The following is an 18,159-nucleotide window of genomic DNA, read 5'->3' as shown; positions in this document are numbered from 1 at the left end:
CCGCGTCAGAAGCGCGATGTCAGGCCGACAAACATGCGCCGTCCCGGCACATAATAGTCGACCTGGCCATCGGCCATCGGCCCCTTCTTGAACAGGTTTTGCACGCCGCCGCGCACTGTCCACTGGGGCGTGACCTTGTACGACACGACCGTGTCGACGATGGTGTAGGCCTTGTCGGCCAGCTTGCCGGCATCGAGTTCCTTGCCCGTGTACTGGGCCGATACTTCGCCGAACAGCTGGTCGTTGACTTGCCAGCTCAGCGCCGAGTACCACGACAGCTTCGGCGTCGACAGCAGGTTGGCGCCCGTGGTCAGGTTTTTCGCTTCCGCCATGTAGGTCACGTTGTTACGCCAGTTCAGGTTTTTCGTCAGCGGGATGGTGGCCGTCGCTTCCAGGCCGCTGGTGCGCGCCTTCTGGATATTCGTCATCTTGGTCCACCAGCGCTGCTGGTAAAAGCCCAGCGGCGCATAGTCGATCTTGTTCTTGAAATCCGTGTGGAAATACGTCAGGCCCACGTCCCAGCCATTCTGTTCCCACGCCACGCCGATCTCGCCGGCCGTGCTCGTTTCCGGTTTCAATTCCGCATTGCCGGCCATGTAGCAGGAGCCGGTGATGTAGCCCAGCGGTTTGAGGCTGCCGCAACCGCGTCCGCCCGAGTTGGTTGCTGCCGCCGGCGAGTTTTCCTTCAGGCTCGGGGCGCGGAAGCCTTGCGAGATGCCGCCCTTGATGGTCCAGGCGGGGGCAGGGTGGTACACCAGGTACAGGCGCGGGCTGTAGTGGTTGCCGAACTTGCTGTGGTGATCGAGGCGCAGGCCGGCCGTGGCCGTCAGGTTTTCGCGCAGGAACAGCTGATCTTCCGCAAACAGGGCCGAGGTGGTGCCGGACAAGGTCGCGCCACTTACGGTGTTGCCCAGGTAATCGGTGGGCACGGTGCCGATGGTATTCGTGTTCGTCAGCTCCTGGTGCTTCCACTGGCCGCCCATCACCAGCATTTGCTCGATGCCGCCCCAGCCGACCCGTTTTTCCAGGCTGGCATCGAGCGTGCTGTCCTTGGATTTCGCTACCGAGCCGACGACTTCGTTATCGAAGTCGTTGTGATACAGGTTGACCGTGGTCTTGCCGAAGTCCCAGCGGCCTTCGTAGCCGAGGCTGACACTCTTGCGTATCAGTTTGTTGGCGCCCCAGCTGTCGACCAGCGCCTCGCCATTTTCATCATGCGCGCTCGAAGTACTGGCTTCCTGCTTGCCATAGCTGGCGTCCAGCGACAGGTTTTGTTTATTGTCCAGCGCCCAGGTCAGCTGGCCCGAGACAGTCTGGTTGCGTTCGCCGCCCATGCCGCCCGCTTTGTCGAAGAATTTCTCATCGGGATTCTGACGCGACTGGCTCACGCCCAGGCGCATGCCGACCGTGTCCGACAGGGGGCCGGCCAGGTTCATGCCCAACTGGTGCGCCGTGCCGCGGCCGCTGTCTTGCGGCTGCGTGTAGTTGGCCGTGGCCGAACCGTTCCACTTGCCCGGCACCTTGCGCGTGATGATGTTGATCACGCCGCCCATGGCGTCCGAGCCGTACAGCGAGGACATGGGTCCGCGCACCACTTCGATGCGCTCGATCATGTCGGGCGAGATCCAGTTCAAGTCCTGACGGCCCAGGTCGGGACGGTAAGCCGTGTCGGCCGAGCTGCCCACGCGCTTGCCATCGACCAGGATCAAGGTATATTTGTCGGGCAAGCCGCGCAGCTTGATCTTCGACGCCTCGCCTTCGGGGCCGGTGCCGCCCGTGACGCCGGGGATGCGGCGCAGCAGGGTATTCAAGTCATACACGGGCTGGCGCTCGATTTCCTCGCGCGTGATGACGCTGATACTGGCCGGCGCATCCTTGATGTCGATGGCCGTGCCTGACGCGGTGACGACCACCGTGTTCATGGTGGGATCGACGGCCACATTGCCTTCGGCCCAGGCGTTGCTGACGGCCAGCGACAGCAGGCACGGCAGGAGCAGGGCGGCGGAATGGATAGCACGGACGGGAGTGGCGACGGGGGCTACGATGGCGGGACTACGCTTGGTCATGGTGAACTTTCCGGATATTGTTATTTCCTGGCTGCCTTCCGGGTGGCTCGGGTATAAATGAATGAAAAGAGAATAAACTGCGCTCGAATTCCGCTAATGAGAATAAGAATCGTTCTTATTGTAATGCCATACTGGCAAGAAGGAAAGTGCTGAAAGGAAATAAAACACCGTTGCAGCATATGCATGGCAGCTATAAGAGTGAGAAATTGTTACGCTCGCTGGCATCTGTCACGGCGTGTGCAAATAATGAAAGTTATGAGACCGATGCTGGGAGGTGACATGAAGACGATGATCAAAATCATACCGGCGCTGACCTGCGCCCTGCTGTTCGCTGGCGGCCATGCCTGGGCGCAGGAGCCGGTGGCGCCGGACGAGTCCTTGCCTGAGCCTTTGCCCGTGTGCCAGCTCGACCCGCGCGACAGCAGCAAGCTGGCCGTGGAACCATGCCGCCCCGCGCCGCCCGTGCAGCCGCGCCGTTCCGTGGCGCAGGTGATCGGCCGCATGCCGGCGCAGCCTGCACCATCCGTCGTGCCCACGACGCCCCTGCCGCCCAGCCCGGCCATGCCGATGCCGCGCGCGCCGCAGCCTATCGGTTCATGCGATACAGGCGGTTGCCGCGATGCGGCAGGCGCGCGCTACAACGGCACCGGCAATGCCACGCTCGATGCCAACGGGCGCATCTGCCATCGCAACGGTGCTTTCATCCAGTGTTTTTAACCGTTCCATTGGCTAACGCTGCAAGTTTTCGCTCGGTGACCGTAAAAATGGCTACAATTGTCGCCGACATTACGTTTACGTAAACGTAATAGCGCGTAATGATGGCATCGTGCATCAACCATCAGGCGCCGGGAACACGGCCCTTATCACTCAGGAGATTTCATGCAGATTCAGGACAATGTATTCATCATCACGGGCGGCGCATCGGGTTTGGGCGCGGCCACGGCGCGCATGCTGACGGCCGCTGGCGGCAAGGTCGTGCTGGCCGACGTGCAGACGGAGGCGGGCCAGGCGCTGGCCGCTGAATTGAACGGCGTATTCGTGCAGTGCGATGTCACGTCGGAAGAAGATGGCATGGCCGTGGTGGCGGCGGCAGGCAAGCTCGGTACCTTGCGCGGCCTGGTCAACTGCGCCGGCGTGGCGCCGGCCGTGAAAACCGTGGGCAAGGATGGCCCGCATCCGCTGGCGCTGTTCCAGAAAGTCGTCAACATCAATCTGGTCGGCACTTTCAACATGTGCCGCCTGGCGGCCGATGCCATGGCCAAGCAGGAAGCCACCGCTGAAGGCGAGCGCGGCATCATCATCAACACGGCTTCCGTGGCGGCCTACGATGGCCAGATCGGCCAGGCCGCGTATGCATCGTCGAAGGCGGCCGTGGTGGGACTGACCCTGCCGATGGCGCGCGACCTGTCGCGCAACGGCATCCGTGTCATGACGGTGGCGCCTGGCATTTTTGAAACGCCGATGCTGCTGGGCATGCCGGCCGAAGTGCAGGACGCGCTGGGCAAGATGGTGCCGTTCCCATCGCGCCTGGGCAAGCCCGGCGAATATGCGCAACTGGTGAAAGCCATCGTGGAAAACGTCATGCTCAATGGCGAGACTATCCGCCTGGACGGCGCGATCCGCATGCAGCCGAAATAAGTCCGGCGCGATTTGATGTAGGATACCCCCGTATGGGGCGTACAGCCTTGCTCGGCTGTGCGCCCTTTTTTTATCGGAGAATCCATGATCACATTGAAGCCGCTGGCGCTGAGCCTGACCTTGCTGGGAGCTCTGGCTGCCAATCCTTCCTTTGCCGAAGTGCCGCAAAAAGCGCCGGAAATCGCCACCGCATATGCGGAAAAATCGGGTTGGGCGGCGCAGAAATTCATGGTCGCTGCGGCCAATCCACTGGCCGCCGATGCCGGCTACCAGATGCTGAAAAAAGGCGGCAGCGCCATCGACGCGGCCATCGCCACACAGCTGGTGCTGACCCTGGTCGAACCTCAATCGTCGGGCATCGGCGGCGGCGCCTTCCTGCTGTACTCTACGGCGAAGGGCGTGCAAGCCTTCGACGGGCGTGAAACGGCGCCCGCCGCTGCCGACGAACACCTGTTCCAGAATGCCGACGGCAGCCCCGTTTCGCGCGCCAGCGGCGTGGTGGGCGGACGTTCCGTGGGCGCGCCGGGCGTGCTGCGCATGCTGGAACTGGCGCACAAGGAGCATGGCAAGCTGCCGTGGGCGACCCTGTTCGGCCCCGCCATCCGCCTGGCGCACGGCGGCTTTCCCGTCAGCCAGCGCCTCAACGGCCTATTAAACTGGGACCAGGCCCTGAAGCGCGATCCTGTCGCCGCCGCGTATTTCTATGACCAGGACGGCAAGGCCTGGTCCGTCGGCCATGTGCTGAAAAACCCGCAGCTGGCGCGCACCCTGCGCGAGATCGCCCGCGGTGGCGCCGACTCTTTTTACCAGGGCCGCATCGCGCGCGACATCGCCACCAAGGTGGCCTCGCATCCCACCAATCCGGGCAAGCTGACGGCGGTCGATATCGCCGGCTACCGGGCCAAGGTGCGCGAACCCGTCTGCAGCGACTACAAGGCCTGGACCGTGTGCGGCATGCCGCCGCCATCGGCGGGCGGCATCGCCATCGCGCAGATGCTGGGCATGCTGGAAGTGAAGGATATCCGCCCGTATGCGCCCGTCGACGGCGTGCTCGATGCGCAGGCCATCCACCTGTTCTCGGAAGCGGGGCGCCTGGCTTACGCGGATCGCAACCGCTACGTGGCCGACACGGACTTCGTGCCGCTGCCGGGCAACGGTATCGCGTCCATGCTGGATAAAACCTACCTGGCGCAGCGCGCCTCCCTGATCGGCGACAAATCCATGGGTCGTGCCTTGCCCGGCACGCCGCCCGGCATGCAGGTGGCGTGGGGCATGGACAATGCGCTGCAGCGCCCCTCGACCTCGCACCTGGTGGCGGTGGACGCCTTCGGCGGCGGCCTGTCGATGACCACCAGCGTGGAAGACGCCTTCGGTTCGCGCCAGATGGTTGACGGCTTTTTGCTGAATAACCAGCTGACGGATTTCTCGTTCGATTCGCGTGATGCGGATGGCCCCATCGCCAACCGCGTCGAAGCGGGCAAGCGTCCGCGCAGCGCCATGTCGCCCACCTTGGTATTTGAAAAGGGCACGCACAAGCTGGTGCTGGCGACGGGATCGCCCGGCGGCTCGTCCATCATCAATTATGTCGCCAAGGTGCTGGTCGGCACCATGGACTGGGGCTTGAACGTGCAGCAAGCCATCAGCCTGCCGAACTTCGGCAGCCGCAATGGCCCGACGGAGCTGGAAAAGGGCCGCGCGCCGGCAGCCCAGGTCGAGGCGCTGCAAGCCATGGGTCACGAGGTGCGTGTCATCGAACAGAATTCCGGCCTGCAGGGCATCATGCGCCTGAATGCGCATGGCAAGGATTTCTGGTTTGGCGGGGCCGATCCGCGGCGCGAGGGGATGGTCAGAGGCGATTGATTCACCCCGAAACTTTTCCACAAAGTATCCAGACCCTGCTAATCTGCCGGCATGGGAATGCAAAATAAAACAGGCTTGATACTCACGGGAGGAGGCGCCCGTGCCGCCTACCAGGTGGGCGTGCTGCAGGCGATTTCGGCGATACTGTGGGAAGCGGGCTGGGCGCCTGCGCGCAACCCGTTCGACATCATTTGCGGCACCTCGGCCGGCGCCATCAACGCCACGGCGCTGGCCTGCCGTGCCGATAATTTTGGCGAAGGCGTGCAAAAGCTGCTCGACGTGTGGCAGCACATCCAGGTCGAGCAAGTCTACCGCGCCGATTCGCTGGGCGTGATCCGCTCGGGCGCGCGCTGGCTGTCGCTGCTGTCGTTCGGCTGGTTGCTGCGCCAGTGGCATGCTTCGCCGCCCAATTCCCTGCTCGACAATACTCCGCTGGTCAGCCTGCTGCACCGCATGCTCGACCTGCCGCGCCTGGACGCGGCGCTGGCCGATGGTTTGCTGCATGCGCTGGCCGTGACGGCGTCGTCGTATTCGGGTAGCCGCCACATGACGTTTTACCAGACGGCCGCCGAGATCGCGCCCTGGGTGCGCACGCAACGCCTGGCCTTGCAAGACCAGATCGGCGTGGAACACTTGCTCGCCTCGGCCGCCATCCCTTTTATTTTTCCCGCCGTGCCCCTGTATATAGGTGGCCAGCGCGAGTACTGCGGCGACGGATCGATGCGCCAGTTGGCGCCGATTTCCCCGGCCATTCACCTGGGTGCCAACAAGGTGCTGGTGGTGGGGGCGGGGCGCATGACGGAACCGGCGCCTGCCGCGTCCGAAGCGGCGCGCTACCCGAGCCTGGCGCAGATCGCCGGCCACGCGCTGTCGTCGATCTTCCTCGATGGCCTGGCCGTCGACATCGAGCGCCTGAACCGCATCAACCTCACCTTGTCGATGCTGCCGCCCGAGTTGCTGGGCAAGACGGCATTGAAACCGGTGGAGTTGCTGGTCATCGCGCCGTCCGAGCGGCTCGACGCCATCGCCAGCCGGCATATCGGCAGTTTGCCCCGTCCCATCCGCACCATGTTGTCGGGCATCGGCGCGGCCGAAGCGCGCGGCGCGGCGCTGGCATCGTATTTATTGTTCGAATCGACGTATACTAACGAACTGATCCGTCTTGGACAGCGCGATACGCAGGCCCGCAAGGACGATGTACTGGCGTTTTTTGGTTCTTGAGACGGCCCCCGGAAGAGTAGCCGGAGTTTTCGCGTTTTTTTTGACAGGACGATTGTGCTGGTATTTCGACGTGCTTGCGAAGTGGTATTGCTGTTGTCTTTGCTGCTGCCGGGCGGCCCGGCCGCGGCGGCGCCTGCGCCCACCCTGCGTTTCGAGCAGCTCAGCGTCGAACAGGGTCTGGCGCAGGAATCGGTGCTGGCCATCGTCCAGGACCGGCAGGGCTATATGTGGTTTGGCAGCCAGTCTGGCCTGAGCCGTTACGATGGTTACCGCATGGTCGTCTACAAGAATATCGAGGGCGACAAGACCAGCCTGGCCGACAATTGGGTAGGCGAGCTGCATGTCGATAGCCAGGGCCAGTTGTGGGTGGGTACCGACAATGGCCTGGACCGCTTCGATGCCGCCAGCCAGACCTTTATCCATTACGTCCCTGTCGAAAAGAGCAAGCGCGGCAACGGCAACCGGCATATCCACGCCATTCTTGACGATGGCGCGCGCGGCTTCTGGATCGCCACCTCGGACGGCTTGCAGCATTTCGACCCCGCCACGGGCACCTTCCGTACCTGGCACCATGAAGAAGGCAATCCGCACAGCCTGGGCGACAATGAAATCAAGGCGCTGGTGCTGGACGCGCAACAGCGCTTGTGGATAGGCACCGTCACGGGCCTGGACATGCTGGCGCCGGGCAGTGACCGTTTCGAGCATTTCGCCGTCGACACGGATCCCGGTTCGAAGTACAACGTGATCCAGTCGCTGCTGGTGGACCGCCAGCAGAATCTGTGGATCGGCACCATGGCCGGCGCCGAGCGCTGGCGCCTGGGAGGCGCAGGGCAGGCGCCGCAGTCGCGCCTGCGCCTGAATGAAAAACAGGGCTTTTCCGCCATCCGCGTCGCCAGCCTGTACCAGGATGTCGACGCCACCGTCTGGCTGGGCAGCAATGCCGATGGCCTGTTCCGCTGGCTGCCCGAGAGCGACACCTTCCTGCAATACCGCCACCAGACGGGCGACAAATTCAGCGTCGCCGACAACCAGCTGTCGTCGCTGTACCGCGACCGCGCCGGCACCTTCTGGGTCGGCTCCTGGTACAACGGCGTGAGCCGGGTGGACCTGGGCAGTGGCGGTTTTTCGCGCATGGCGCGTGCGCCCGGCGATGTGGGCGCATTGGCGGACAAGAAAGTGCGCGCCGTGGCCGACGCGGGCAATGGCAAGCTGTGGCTGGCCACCAAGGGCGGCCTGAAACTGTACGATACGCGCGATGGCAGCTCGCGCCTGTTCGACCTGCGCAGTTCGCCCGGCATGTCGCGCGACGAGCAAGTCACCACCCTGTACAAGGCGCCGGATGGCACCCTGTGGGTGGGCGGCTCGACGGGCTTGCACCGCTTCGATCCGGCACTGGGGCGCTTCTTCACCATGCGCTTTGCCGCCGGCGATCCGAACAGCGACACCATCCGCAATGTCGTGAGCGACCGCAGCGGCATGCTGTGGGTCTCGACGCGGGGCGGCGTGCACCGCTTCGACCCCGTTAGCAAACGCTTTACCACCTACCGCCACGATCCGGCCAACCCGAACAGCCTGTCCGACAACATGGTGCGGCCCGTGCTGGAAGACGGCAAGGGGCGGCTGTGGATAGGTTCTTTCCACGGCCTGGATTTGCTGGACCGCGCCAGCGGCCGCTTCCGGCATTTCCGCCATGATCCGCAAAACCCGCATAGCCTGAGCCACGACGAGGTGCATTTCCTGCATGAGGACAAGCGCGGCGTGCTGTGGGTGGGCACGGCCAATGGGCTGAACCGCATGGACGTCGACGCCAAGGGCGAGATCCGCTTCCGGCGCTTCTTGCGCAAGGATGGCATGGCCGACGATGCCGTCGCCAGCATCCTGGGCGACGATAACGAACAGCTGTGGCTAAGCACGAATAGCGGCATCACGCGGCTCGACATGCGCAGCGGCCTGTTCCGCAACTACGACAGCGCCGATGGCACGGTGGAAGGCTCGTACTTCGATGGCGCGGCCCTGCGCGCGGCGGATGGGACCATGTATTTCGGCGGCTTTAACGGCATGACGGCGTTCGTGCCGCAGGATATCCACGACAACCGCGTGCCGCCGCTGGTGGCCATCACGGAGCTGCAGATCTTCAACAAGCCGGTAGCCATCGGCCGCGGCGAGTTCGCGCACGTGCTCAGGACGGCGATCGACCATACGCGCAAGCTGGTGCTGACCAGCCGCGAAAGCGTCTTTTCGCTGGAATTTGCGGCCTTGCATTTCGCGGCACCCCAGCGCAATATGTTCGCCTACCGGCTCGAGGGTTTCGACCAGGACTGGGTCATGACGGATGCGGGCCGGCGCTTTGCCACCTACACCAATCTCGATGCCGGCAATTATGTGTTTCGCGTCAAGGCGGCCAACAAGGACGGTGTGTGGAACGAGAGCGGCGCCACGCTGGCCATCACGATCCTGCCGCCATTCTGGAAAACCTGGTGGTTCCGCACCCTGATGGCGGCGCTGCTGCTGGGCGCCGTGTATGGCGCGTACCGCCAGCGCGTGCGCGCGTTGCGGCGCCAGCAGAACGAGCTGGAAAAACTGGTCGGCGAACGCACGGTCGAGTTGCAGAGCAAGGAAATCGAAGTGCTGGCCCAGTCGGAAAAGCTGGCGCAAGTCAACAGCAGCCTGACGAAAAATGAGGAAAGCTTGCGCCAGGCCAAGCGCAAGGCCGAGGATGCGACGCGCCAAAAGTCGGAATTTTTGGCCAACATGAGCCACGAGATGCGCACGCCGCTGGCCGGCGTGATTGGCATGCTGGGTTTTGCATTGCGCGACGAGCAGCTGCACGATGCCACGCGCGAGCAGATTTTGCGGGGCCAGGCCAATGCCCAGTCGCTGCTGGTGATCATCAATGACTTGCTCGACTTTTCCAAGATCGAGGCGGGCAAGCTGAGTATAGAAAATATCGATTTCGCGCTCGGTGCGGCGATCGAGACGGTCGTCAGCCTGTTCGAGGAGCAGGCGGCCGCGCGCAGCATCGGTTTCACCATCGATTTCGCGCCGGACCTGCCGCCCTTCGTGGTGGGTGACCCGACCCGCTTGCGCCAGGTGCTGGTGAACCTGGTCGGCAATGCCTTCAAGTTCACCCAGCGCGGTGGCGTCAGCGTGTGCGTCGAGCGGGCCGGCGTGACCAGCGGCAGCGGCGGGCGCCGTGTCAACCTGATCCGTTTTACCGTCAGCGACAGCGGCATCGGCATCGATGCGGATGCGATGGCGCGCTTGTTCCAGAAGTTCGAGCAGGCCGACGCCAGCACCACGCGGCGCTACGGCGGCACGGGGCTGGGCCTGGCGATCTGCCGCCAGCTGGTTGAATTGATGGATGGCGAGATCGAGGTCGCCAGCACGCCGGGTCAGGGCAGTACCTTTGCCTTCACCTTGCCGCTGGCCGATGGCGTGGCGCCGCCGCTGGTGCCGCAGGTGGCGCTGGCACCGCACAGCCACCAGTTGCGCGTGCTGTGCGCGGAAGACTTCCCCACCAACCAGATCATCATCCGCGTCATGCTTGAAGAACTGGGGCATAGGGTCGACGTGGTCGCCAACGGCGTGTTGGCGGTGGCGGCCTGCGTGCATACGCGCTATGACCTGATTCTGATGGACGGGCGCATGCCGGAGATGGATGGGGCGACGGCGACGCGCTTGATCCGCGTGGGCGGCTGGCCGGACCAGCCCGTGCGCGACCAGGAATTGATGATCGTGGCCCTGACGGCGAACGCCAGCGAAGAAGACCGCAGCCGCTACCTGGGCGTCGGCATGGATGACTTCCTCAGTAAACCCGTCGACGAGGCGGCGCTGCACGGCTTGCTGGCGCGCGCCATCGAGCGCCAGCTGCAGCGCGGTTTCATGTTGCCGCGCATGCCGTCGAACGCGCCGCGCGGCGTTTTGCGGGGGCAGGCCGAACTCGACGCCCTGTTCGGCATCGCGCCGGCAGGCCCTATCGCGGCGCCCTCCCAATCCGGCCGCAGCGGCGAACTGCAACGGCGCATCCGTGTCGCCTTCGTCTCCGACCTGGAGGGGCGCCTGCGCGAACTCGACGCCGCCCTGGCGGCGCAGGACAAGGACAACGCCGGGCGCCTGCTGCACGGTTTGAAGGGCAGCGCCGCCTATCTCGATGAAACGCAGCTGCACATGCTGTGCACTGAAATGGAAGAGGCGGCGGACGGCGGCCGCTGGACGCAGGTGGCCTTGCATTTGCCGCAATTGCGCGCACTGTTGGCGCACATAGCCCTTACGGGAAAGGAGATGTAAAATAGGCAATGCCGGCCATCGAGCGCGCGGCGAAACTGGGTAGAATACGGCCAGGCCCCTGACGCTGCCGGCAATGGAGAAAGCAATGAAAGTACTGGTGGTTGACGATGATGTCGTGTCGCGCATGGTATTGATGCATCTGATCGACAGCTGCGGCGTGCACGATATCGTGGAAGCCGAAGATGGCGCAGCGGCGTGGGAGCAGCTCGAAGGCGGCTTGCGCCCGTCGCTGTGCTTTTGTGACTTGCGCATGCCGCGCCTGTCCGGCATGGAGCTGCTGCAGAAAATCCGCGCCGACAGCGCGCTTGATGCCATGCCGCTGGTGCTGGTGTCGTCGGCCAATGACCAGGACACGGTGCGTGACGCCGTGCTGGCCGGTGCTGCCGGCTACATCGTCAAGCCCTTCCAGCCGGAGCAGGTGCGCCAGCATATCGACGCCTGCTTCGACGTTTCGGCCTTGCCGGCCGAGGCGCCGCGCGACACGCTGCAGCGCCTCTGCATCGACAGCGAACGCCTGCTGGCGTATCTGACGGGCTTCCAGGGACAGATAGTCGCCGCCAGCGAACAGGTCGACGCCTTGCTGGCGCGCGGCGAACCGGCCCAGGCGCGCCAGCAGCTCGAACGGCTGCACCTCGGTTGCCGCACCCTGGGTTTGCATGGCGCGGAAGCTGGAATGATGGCCCTGCTGCAGGCATCGGTGCTCGATGGCGACCAGATGCAGGCGGCCCTGGCCGCGCTGGCGCGCAGTGTGTCGCAGCAGGCGCGCCTGCTGCGACAGCAGGACGGCATCGACTGAATTTGCTGTTTTCCGCTTGCCGGGAAAATACTTTAGGTTTAAAGTATCTGCTTCCGGGCCTTGTGCACGCGCCCGCCACCAGCCAGGATGAGCATGAGCAGCGACCCTTCGCCTAGCACCGCATCTCCCCAGGACGACTTTGCGCGCGCGCACCTGCCGCCGCGCGCACTCTGGCCGCAACTGTGCCTGGACTTGCCCGAGCTGCAGTATCCGCCGCGTCTCAATTGCGTCGGCGCGCTGCTAGATGCGGCCGTGGCCAGCGGTGGCGGCGAGCGCACCGCCATCCTTGCCGACGGCCAGCGCTGGACTTACACACAGCTGGCGCGGCAGGTCGACCGCATTGCCCACGTGCTGCAGACCGACCTGCGCCTGATTCCCGGCAATCGCGTGCTGCTGCGCGGCGCGAATACTCCCATGATGGCTGCCTGTCTGCTGGCCGTGCTGAAGGCCGGCTGCATCGCCGTGCCCACCATGCCGCTGCTGCGCGCGCGCGAACTGTCCACCATCCTGGCCAAGGCGGAAGTGACCGCCGTGCTGTGCGCGCAGGGCTTGCGCGGGGAGCTCGATGCCGTGCCGAAATGCCCGCCGATGCTGTGTTTTGGCGCCGATGGCGCCGAACTGGAACAGCGCATGGCCGCCCACGATGCACCCTTTGCCGCATGCGACACGGCGGCCGAAGACGTCTGCCTGATCAGCTTTACCTCCGGCACGACGGGCGTCCCCAAGGGGACCATGCACATGCACCGCGACCTGCTGGCCATTTGCGACTGCTTTCCCCGTTCCATGCTGCAGGTGCGCGCCGACGATATCTTCATCGGCACGCCGCCGCTGGCCTTCACCTTCGGCCTGGGCGGCTTGCTGCTGTTTCCCCTGCGCTTTGGCGCGGCCACCGTGCTGCTGGAAAAGCTCACGCCCGAGGCCTTGCTGCGCGCCATCGGCGCCTACGGGGCCACCATCTGCTTCACGGCGCCCACTTTTTACCGCCAGATGGCGCCGCTGGCGGCTAGCCACGACGTGCGCAGCCTGCGCCTGTCCGTGTCGGCCGGCGAGGCGCTGCCGCTGGCCACGCGCGATGCCTGGCAGGCGGCGACGGGCCTGGCCATGACGGACGGCATCGGCGCCACCGAGATGCTGCACATTTTCATATCCGCCACGGGCGAGGGCATACGCCGCGGCGCCATCGGCAAGGCCATCCCCGGATACCAGGCGTGCATCGTCGATGACGCGGGCGTGCGGCAACCGCCCGGCGTGACGGGCCGCCTGGCCGTGAAAGGCCCTACGGGTTGCCGCTACCTGTCCGACCCGCGCCAACGCGAGTATGTGCAGAACGGCTGGAACCTGACGGGCGACACCTTCGAAATGGACGGCGATGGCTATTTCTATTACCGCTCGCGCAGCGACGACATGATCGTCTCGGCCGGCTACAACATCGCCGGCCCGGAAGTGGAGGAGGCGCTGCTGCGCCACCCGGCCGTGGCCGAATGCGGCGTGGTCGGGCGCGCCGATGCCGAACGTGGCCAGATCGTCGAAGCGCACGTGGTGCTGAAGGATGGCTGCCAGCCCAGCGACCTGCTGGCAGCCGAACTGCAGGACTTCGTGCGCCAGCAGATCGCCCCGTATAAGTATCCGCGCGCCATCCGTTTCCTGCCTTCCCTGCCGCGCACGGAAACGGGCAAGCTGCAGCGCTTCAAACTTCGCACGGATACTCCATGAATATTGTCTGCATCGGCGGCGGCCCCGCCGGCCTGTATTTTAGCCTGCTCATGAAAAAGCAAAACCCCGCGCACCGCATCACTGTCATCGAGCGTAACCGCCCGTACGACACGTTTGGCTGGGGCGTGGTGTTTTCCGACCAGACCCTGGGCAACCTGGCCGGCGCGGACGAGCCGACGGCGCGCGCCATCCTGCAGGCGTTCAACCACTGGGACGATATCGAAATCCACTTCAAGGGCGAGACCGTGCGTTCTGGCGGCCATGGCTTTTGCGGCATCGGCCGCAAGCGCCTGCTCAACATCCTGCAGGCGCGCTGCGAGGAACTTGGCGTGCAACTGGTATTCGAGACGGAAGTGCAGGACGACCAGGCCATCGCGCGCCAGTACGGCGCCGACCTGGTGATCGCCAGCGATGGCTTGAACAGCCGCATCCGCACGCGTTATGCGGCCAGCTACCAGCCCGAGATCGATCAGCGCCATTGCCGCTTCGTCTGGCTGGGCACGCGCAAGAAATTCGAGGCCTTCACATTTGCCTTCCGCCAGACGCAATACGGCTGGTTCCAGGCGCATATCTACCAGTACGACGGAGAGACATCGACCTTTATCGTCGAAACGCCCGAACACGTGTGGCGCGCGGCGGGGTTAGATGCCATGAGCCAGGAAGAGGGCATCGCCTTTTGCGCAGCCCTGTTCGCCGAGGAACTCGATGGCCAAGGTTTACTGAGCAATTCGCCGCACTTGCGCGGCTCGGCGCAGTGGATTACCTTTCCCCGCATCGTCTGCCGGCAATGGGTGCACCACCAGGATGGCGTGCCCGTCGTGCTGATGGGCGACGCGGCCCACACGGCGCATTACTCGATCGGCTCGGGCACCAAGCTGGCGCTGGAAGACGCGATCGAGCTGGCCCGCTGCTTCGGCCAGCATGCCGGTACTGCTGCGGCGCTGGCCGCCTACCAGCAGCTGCGCGCCATCGAGGTGCTGAAAATCCAGAGCGCGGCGCGCAATTCCATGGAATGGTTTGAAAACGTCGAGCGCTACAGCGCCATGGAAGCGCCGCAGTTCGCCTATTCCATGCTTACGCGCAGCCAGCGCATCTCGCATGAAAACCTGCGCCTGCGCGACCCTGCCTACGTGGCCGACTATGAATCGTGGCTGGCGCGGCGCGCGGGCGAACAGGCTGGCGTGGACATGCTGGATCAGGCCTTGCCGCCCATGCTGACGCCTTTCCGGCTGCGCGGCGTACTGCTGAAAAACCGCATCGCCGTCTCGCCGATGGCGCAGTACAGCGCCGTCGATGGCGTGGCGGGCGACTACCATCTGATGCACCTGGGCGCGCGCGCCATGGGCGGTGCTGGTCTCGTGTTTGCCGAGATGACGTGCGTGTCGGCCGATGCGCGCATTACGCCCGCCTGCCCCGGTATGTACAGCGAAGCGCATACGCAGGCCTGGCGGCGCATCGTCGATTTCGTGCATGCCAACAGCGATGCGAAAATCGCCCTGCAGCTGGGCCATGCGGGGCCGAAAGGTTCGACGCGGCCCATGTGGGATGGCATCGACCTGCCTTTAAAAGAGGAAAACTGGCCGCTGCTGGCCGCATCCAGCCAGCAGTACCTGGCCGGCGTATCGCAGGTGGCGCGCGCGGCCACTGACAACGACCTGGCGCGCATCGAGCAGGACTTCGTGCGCGCCACCCTGGCCGCTGCCGTCGCCGGTTTTGACTGGCTGGAACTGCATTGCGCGCATGGTTATTTGCTGTCGAGTTTTATCTCGCCGCTGACCAACCGCCGCACGGACGAGTATGGCGGCAGCCTGGAAAATCGCTGCCGCTATCCCTTGCGCGTGTTCCGCGCCATGCGCGCGGCCTGGCCGCAAGATAAACCCATGAGTGTGCGCATCTCGGCCCACGACTGGGTCGAAGGCGGCATCACGCCCGACGATGCGGTCATCATCGCGCGCCTGTTCAAACAGGCCGGCGCCGACCTGATCGACTGTTCCTCGGGCCAGGTCAGCAAGCTGGAACAGCCGGTATATGGGCGTATGTTCCAGGCGCCGTTTGCCGACCGCGTGCGCAACGAGGCGGGCATCGCCAGCATGGCCGTCGGGTCCATCTTCGAGGCCGACCACGCCAACAGCATCATCGCCGCCGGTCGCGCCGACCTGTGCGCTGTGGGTCGCCCGCACCTGGCCAACCCGGCCTGGACCCTGACGGAGACGGCGCGCATCGGCTATGGCGGCGCCGGGGCAGGCGCAACTTGGCCGAAACAATACCGGCCGGCGCAGCTGCAACTGGAGCGCAATCTGCAGCGCGAGCGCCAGCTGGCCGCCGCCAACACGGGCCTCACCCCGCAACAGGTGGCCGCGCGGCTGCTGGAAGGATGACATGAGCAAGGAAGCATTGATGGGCGCGTTATCAGGAAAACATGCGCTGGTGACGGGCGCCGGCAGCGGCATCGGCCTGGCCTGCGCGGGAGCCTTGCTGGACGCGGGCGCCCGGGTCACCCTGGCCGGGCGCGATGGCGCGCGGCTGGCGCGCGCGCGCATGCAGCTGGAAGAGGCGGGCCACGCGGGCAGGGTAGCCATCTGCGTGCTCGACGTGAGCGTGGAAGCGTCCGTGCAGGCGGGCTTCGCGCAGGCAGCCGCGCATTTTGGCCGCATCGATATACTGATCAATAACGCGGGCCAGGCGCATGCGGCGCCCTTCGGCAAGACAGACGCCGCCATCTGGCAGCAGATGCTGGCCGTGAACCTGACGGGCGTGTTCCACTGCTGCCAGGCAGCCATGCCGGGCATGCTGGAAGCGGGCTGGGGGCGCATCGCCAACGTGGCGTCGACGGCGGGCTTGAAAGGCTATCGTTACGTCAGCGCCTATGTCGCCGCCAAGCATGGCGTGATCGGCCTGACGCGCGCGCTGGCGCTGGAAGTGGCGCCGCGCGGCGTCACCGTCAATGCCGTCTGTCCCGGCTACACGGAAACGGAAATGGTGGCGCAGGCCGTGCAGAATATCGTGCGCAAGACGGGGCGCGGCGAAGACGCGGCGCGCGCGGAGCTGGCCGCGGCCAATCCGCAGCAGCGGCTGGTGCAGGCGCGCGAAGTGGCCGATGCGGTGGCCTGGCTATGCCTGCCCGCGTCGGCTGCCATGAATGGACAATCGATCGCCGTCGCCGGCGGTGAAGTCATGTAGACAATGGATAAAATGGACAATGAACGCGACCGCCCGCAGGCCGAACCGGTGCTGGACCTGGCCAGCCGCCTGACGCAGGACCACCACCAGTCGCTCAAGCTGTGGCTGCGCATGCTCTCGTGCACGGTGAAAATCGAAAACGAGGTGCGCACGCGCTTGCGCGCCAGCTTCGGCATCACCTTGCCCCGCTTTGATCTGATGGCGCAGCTCGAGCGCTTTCCCGATGGTTTGCGCATGGGCGAACTGTCCAGGCGCATGATGGTCACGGGCGGCAATATCACGGGCATCACCGACCAGCTGGAGCAGGAAAAACTGGTAGTGCGCGTGGTCGATCAGAAGGATCGCCGTTCGTACAGCGTCAAGCTGACGCCAGCCGGCCGGCGCGCCTTTGACGAAATGGCCAGGGTGCACGAAGGCTGGATCGCCGAACTGCTGCACGGCGTGACGCCGGACGACAAAACCCGCTTGATCGACCTGCTGTCGCACATGAAGCAGCAGCTCAATGACACGATAGTGACACGATAAACAAGTAAAGGAAGCACCATGCGCCATCTACCCGGCCAGCCGCAAGACCTGCCAGGCAACCGCGCCAGCTTGGGCCATTACGCTGCGCGGCATTTCCTGTTTTCCGTCGACGCAGGCGTCGCCACCCTGACCCTGCACCGGCCCGAGCGCAAGAATCCGCTTACCTTCGATTCGTATGCGGAATTGCGCGAGCTGTTCCGCGCGCTGGCGCATGCGGACGACGTCAAGGCCGTGGTGATCACGGGCAGCGGCGGCAATTTCTGCTCGGGCGGCGATGTGCACGACATCATCGGCCCGCTGACGCAGCTCGACATGCCCGGCTTGCTGGCGTTTACCCGCATGACGGGCGACGTGGTGAAGGCCATGCGCGCTTGCCCGCAGCCCATCATCGCCGCCATCGACGGCATTTGCGCGGGCGCCGGCGCCATGCTGGCGCTGGCCTCCGATATCCGCATCGGCACGGCGCGCAGCAAGACGGCCTTTTTGTTTACCCGCGTGGGACTGGCCGGCTGCGACATGGGCGCCTGCGCCTTGCTGCCGCGCGTGATCGGCCAGGGCCGCGCCGCGGAACTGCTGTACACGGGCCGCTCCTTGCCTGGGGCGGAGGCTGAACGCTGGGGCTGGCTCAACCGCCTGGTCGAGCCGGAGGAATTGGGCGAAGCGGCGCAGCTGTTCGCCGCCGGCTTGGCCAGCGGCCCCACCTTCGCGCACGGCATGACGAAAAAAATGCTGCAGCAGGAGTGGAACATGGGTGTCGACGAAGCCATCGAGGCGGAAGCGCAGGCGCAAGCCATTTGCATGGCCACCAACGACTTCCACCGCGCCTATCACGCCTTCGTGGCGAAAGAAAAACCCCAGTTCGAGGGCGATTAA

12 protein-coding genes are annotated in these 18,159 nt (G+C 64.9%); 11 read left to right on the top strand and 1 reads right to left on the bottom strand.

The features are described from left to right. Window positions 1-5 precede the first annotated feature (5 nt). Complete coding sequence (locus ACQ4WP_RS02150) at window positions 6-2,066, bottom strand: TonB-dependent receptor domain-containing protein (protein WP_436518464.1); 2,061 nt, start codon at window positions 2,064-2,066, stop codon at window positions 6-8. Between the two features lie 279 nt (window positions 2,067-2,345). On the opposite strand from ACQ4WP_RS02150, the gene ACQ4WP_RS02145 reads away from it, so the two are divergent. The 11 genes from ACQ4WP_RS02145 to ACQ4WP_RS02095 all read left to right on the top strand — a co-directional run bounded on the left by ACQ4WP_RS02145 (window position 2,346) and on the right by ACQ4WP_RS02095 (window position 18,159). After that, window positions 2,346-2,783 (top strand): hypothetical protein, encoded by a 438-nt coding sequence (locus ACQ4WP_RS02145; protein ID WP_436518463.1) that lies wholly within the window; start codon window positions 2,346-2,348, stop codon window positions 2,781-2,783. 162 nt (window positions 2,784-2,945) lie between these two features. Continuing rightward, entirely contained in the window at window positions 2,946-3,704 is a 759-nt protein-coding gene (locus ACQ4WP_RS02140) for a 3-hydroxyacyl-CoA dehydrogenase (RefSeq protein ID WP_436518462.1), read from the top strand. Window positions 3,705-3,788: 84 nt separating this feature from the next. Beyond that, window positions 3,789-5,564 carry a gamma-glutamyltransferase gene (gene ggt, locus ACQ4WP_RS02135; RefSeq protein WP_436518461.1) on the top strand — a complete coding sequence of 592 codons (1,776 nt, stop codon included), beginning with the start codon at window positions 3,789-3,791 and terminating at the stop codon, window positions 5,562-5,564. Between the two features lie 51 nt (window positions 5,565-5,615). Beyond that, entirely contained in the window at window positions 5,616-6,785 is a 1,170-nt protein-coding gene (locus ACQ4WP_RS02130; protein ID WP_436518460.1) for a patatin-like phospholipase family protein, read from the top strand. 54 nt (window positions 6,786-6,839) lie between these two features. Next, on the top strand, window positions 6,840-11,072 hold the full coding sequence (locus ACQ4WP_RS02125; RefSeq protein WP_436518459.1) for a hybrid sensor histidine kinase/response regulator: 4,233 nt from the start codon (window positions 6,840-6,842) through the stop codon (window positions 11,070-11,072). Between the two features lie 85 nt (window positions 11,073-11,157). Further along, on the top strand, window positions 11,158-11,868 hold the full coding sequence (locus tag ACQ4WP_RS02120; RefSeq protein WP_436518458.1) for a response regulator: 711 nt from the start codon (window positions 11,158-11,160) through the stop codon (window positions 11,866-11,868). Window positions 11,869-11,961: 93 nt separating this feature from the next. Further along, complete coding sequence (locus ACQ4WP_RS02115; RefSeq protein WP_436518457.1) at window positions 11,962-13,581, top strand: AMP-binding protein; 1,620 nt, start codon at window positions 11,962-11,964, stop codon at window positions 13,579-13,581. After that, window positions 13,578-15,959 (top strand): bifunctional salicylyl-CoA 5-hydroxylase/oxidoreductase, encoded by a 2,382-nt coding sequence (locus tag ACQ4WP_RS02110; protein WP_436518456.1) that lies wholly within the window; start codon window positions 13,578-13,580, stop codon window positions 15,957-15,959. Before ACQ4WP_RS02115 ends, ACQ4WP_RS02110 begins: the two co-directional genes overlap by 4 nt. A gap of 1 nt (window position 15,960) precedes the next feature. Then, the gene (locus tag ACQ4WP_RS02105) at window positions 15,961-16,761 is read left to right on the top strand and encodes an SDR family NAD(P)-dependent oxidoreductase (protein WP_436518455.1); all 801 of its coding nucleotides are present in this window, start codon (window positions 15,961-15,963) and stop codon (window positions 16,759-16,761) included. Window positions 16,762-16,773: 12 nt separating this feature from the next. Further along, window positions 16,774-17,286: a MarR family winged helix-turn-helix transcriptional regulator gene (locus tag ACQ4WP_RS02100; protein ID WP_436518454.1), complete on the top strand. Its 513-nt coding sequence runs from the start codon at window positions 16,774-16,776 to the stop codon at window positions 17,284-17,286. An 18-nt stretch (window positions 17,287-17,304) separates the two neighbouring features. Beyond that, a complete protein-coding gene (locus tag ACQ4WP_RS02095; protein ID WP_436518453.1) occupies window positions 17,305-18,159 on the top strand; it encodes an enoyl-CoA hydratase family protein in 855 nt (284 codons plus the stop codon).

It is taken from the genome of Janthinobacterium lyxosi, from assembly GCF_051380665.1.
In the GTDB taxonomy this organism is placed as follows: domain Bacteria; phylum Pseudomonadota; class Gammaproteobacteria; order Burkholderiales; family Burkholderiaceae_D; genus Janthinobacterium.
This window is presented reverse-complemented; position numbering and strand designations above follow the sequence as displayed.

Excerpts from the sequence above, each read along its gene's own strand:
- ACQ4WP_RS02150 (WP_436518464.1), bottom strand. The coding sequence starts at position 2,066 with ATGACCAAGCGTAGTCCCGCCATCGTAGCCCCCGTCGCCACTCCCGTC.
- ACQ4WP_RS02145 (WP_436518463.1), top strand. The coding sequence starts at position 2,346 with ATGAAGACGATGATCAAAATCATACCGGCGCTGACCTGCGCCCTGCTG.
- ACQ4WP_RS02140 (WP_436518462.1), top strand. The coding sequence starts at position 2,946 with ATGCAGATTCAGGACAATGTATTCATCATCACGGGCGGCGCATCGGGT.
- ggt (WP_436518461.1), top strand. The coding sequence starts at position 3,789 with ATGATCACATTGAAGCCGCTGGCGCTGAGCCTGACCTTGCTGGGAGCT.
- ACQ4WP_RS02130 (WP_436518460.1), top strand. The coding sequence starts at position 5,616 with ATGGGAATGCAAAATAAAACAGGCTTGATACTCACGGGAGGAGGCGCC.
- ACQ4WP_RS02120 (WP_436518458.1), top strand. The coding sequence starts at position 11,158 with ATGAAAGTACTGGTGGTTGACGATGATGTCGTGTCGCGCATGGTATTG.
- ACQ4WP_RS02115 (WP_436518457.1), top strand. The coding sequence starts at position 11,962 with ATGAGCAGCGACCCTTCGCCTAGCACCGCATCTCCCCAGGACGACTTT.
- ACQ4WP_RS02110 (WP_436518456.1), top strand. The coding sequence starts at position 13,578 with ATGAATATTGTCTGCATCGGCGGCGGCCCCGCCGGCCTGTATTTTAGC.
- ACQ4WP_RS02105 (WP_436518455.1), top strand. The coding sequence starts at position 15,961 with ATGAGCAAGGAAGCATTGATGGGCGCGTTATCAGGAAAACATGCGCTG.
- ACQ4WP_RS02100 (WP_436518454.1), top strand. The coding sequence starts at position 16,774 with ATGGACAATGAACGCGACCGCCCGCAGGCCGAACCGGTGCTGGACCTG.
- ACQ4WP_RS02095 (WP_436518453.1), top strand. The coding sequence starts at position 17,305 with ATGCGCCATCTACCCGGCCAGCCGCAAGACCTGCCAGGCAACCGCGCC.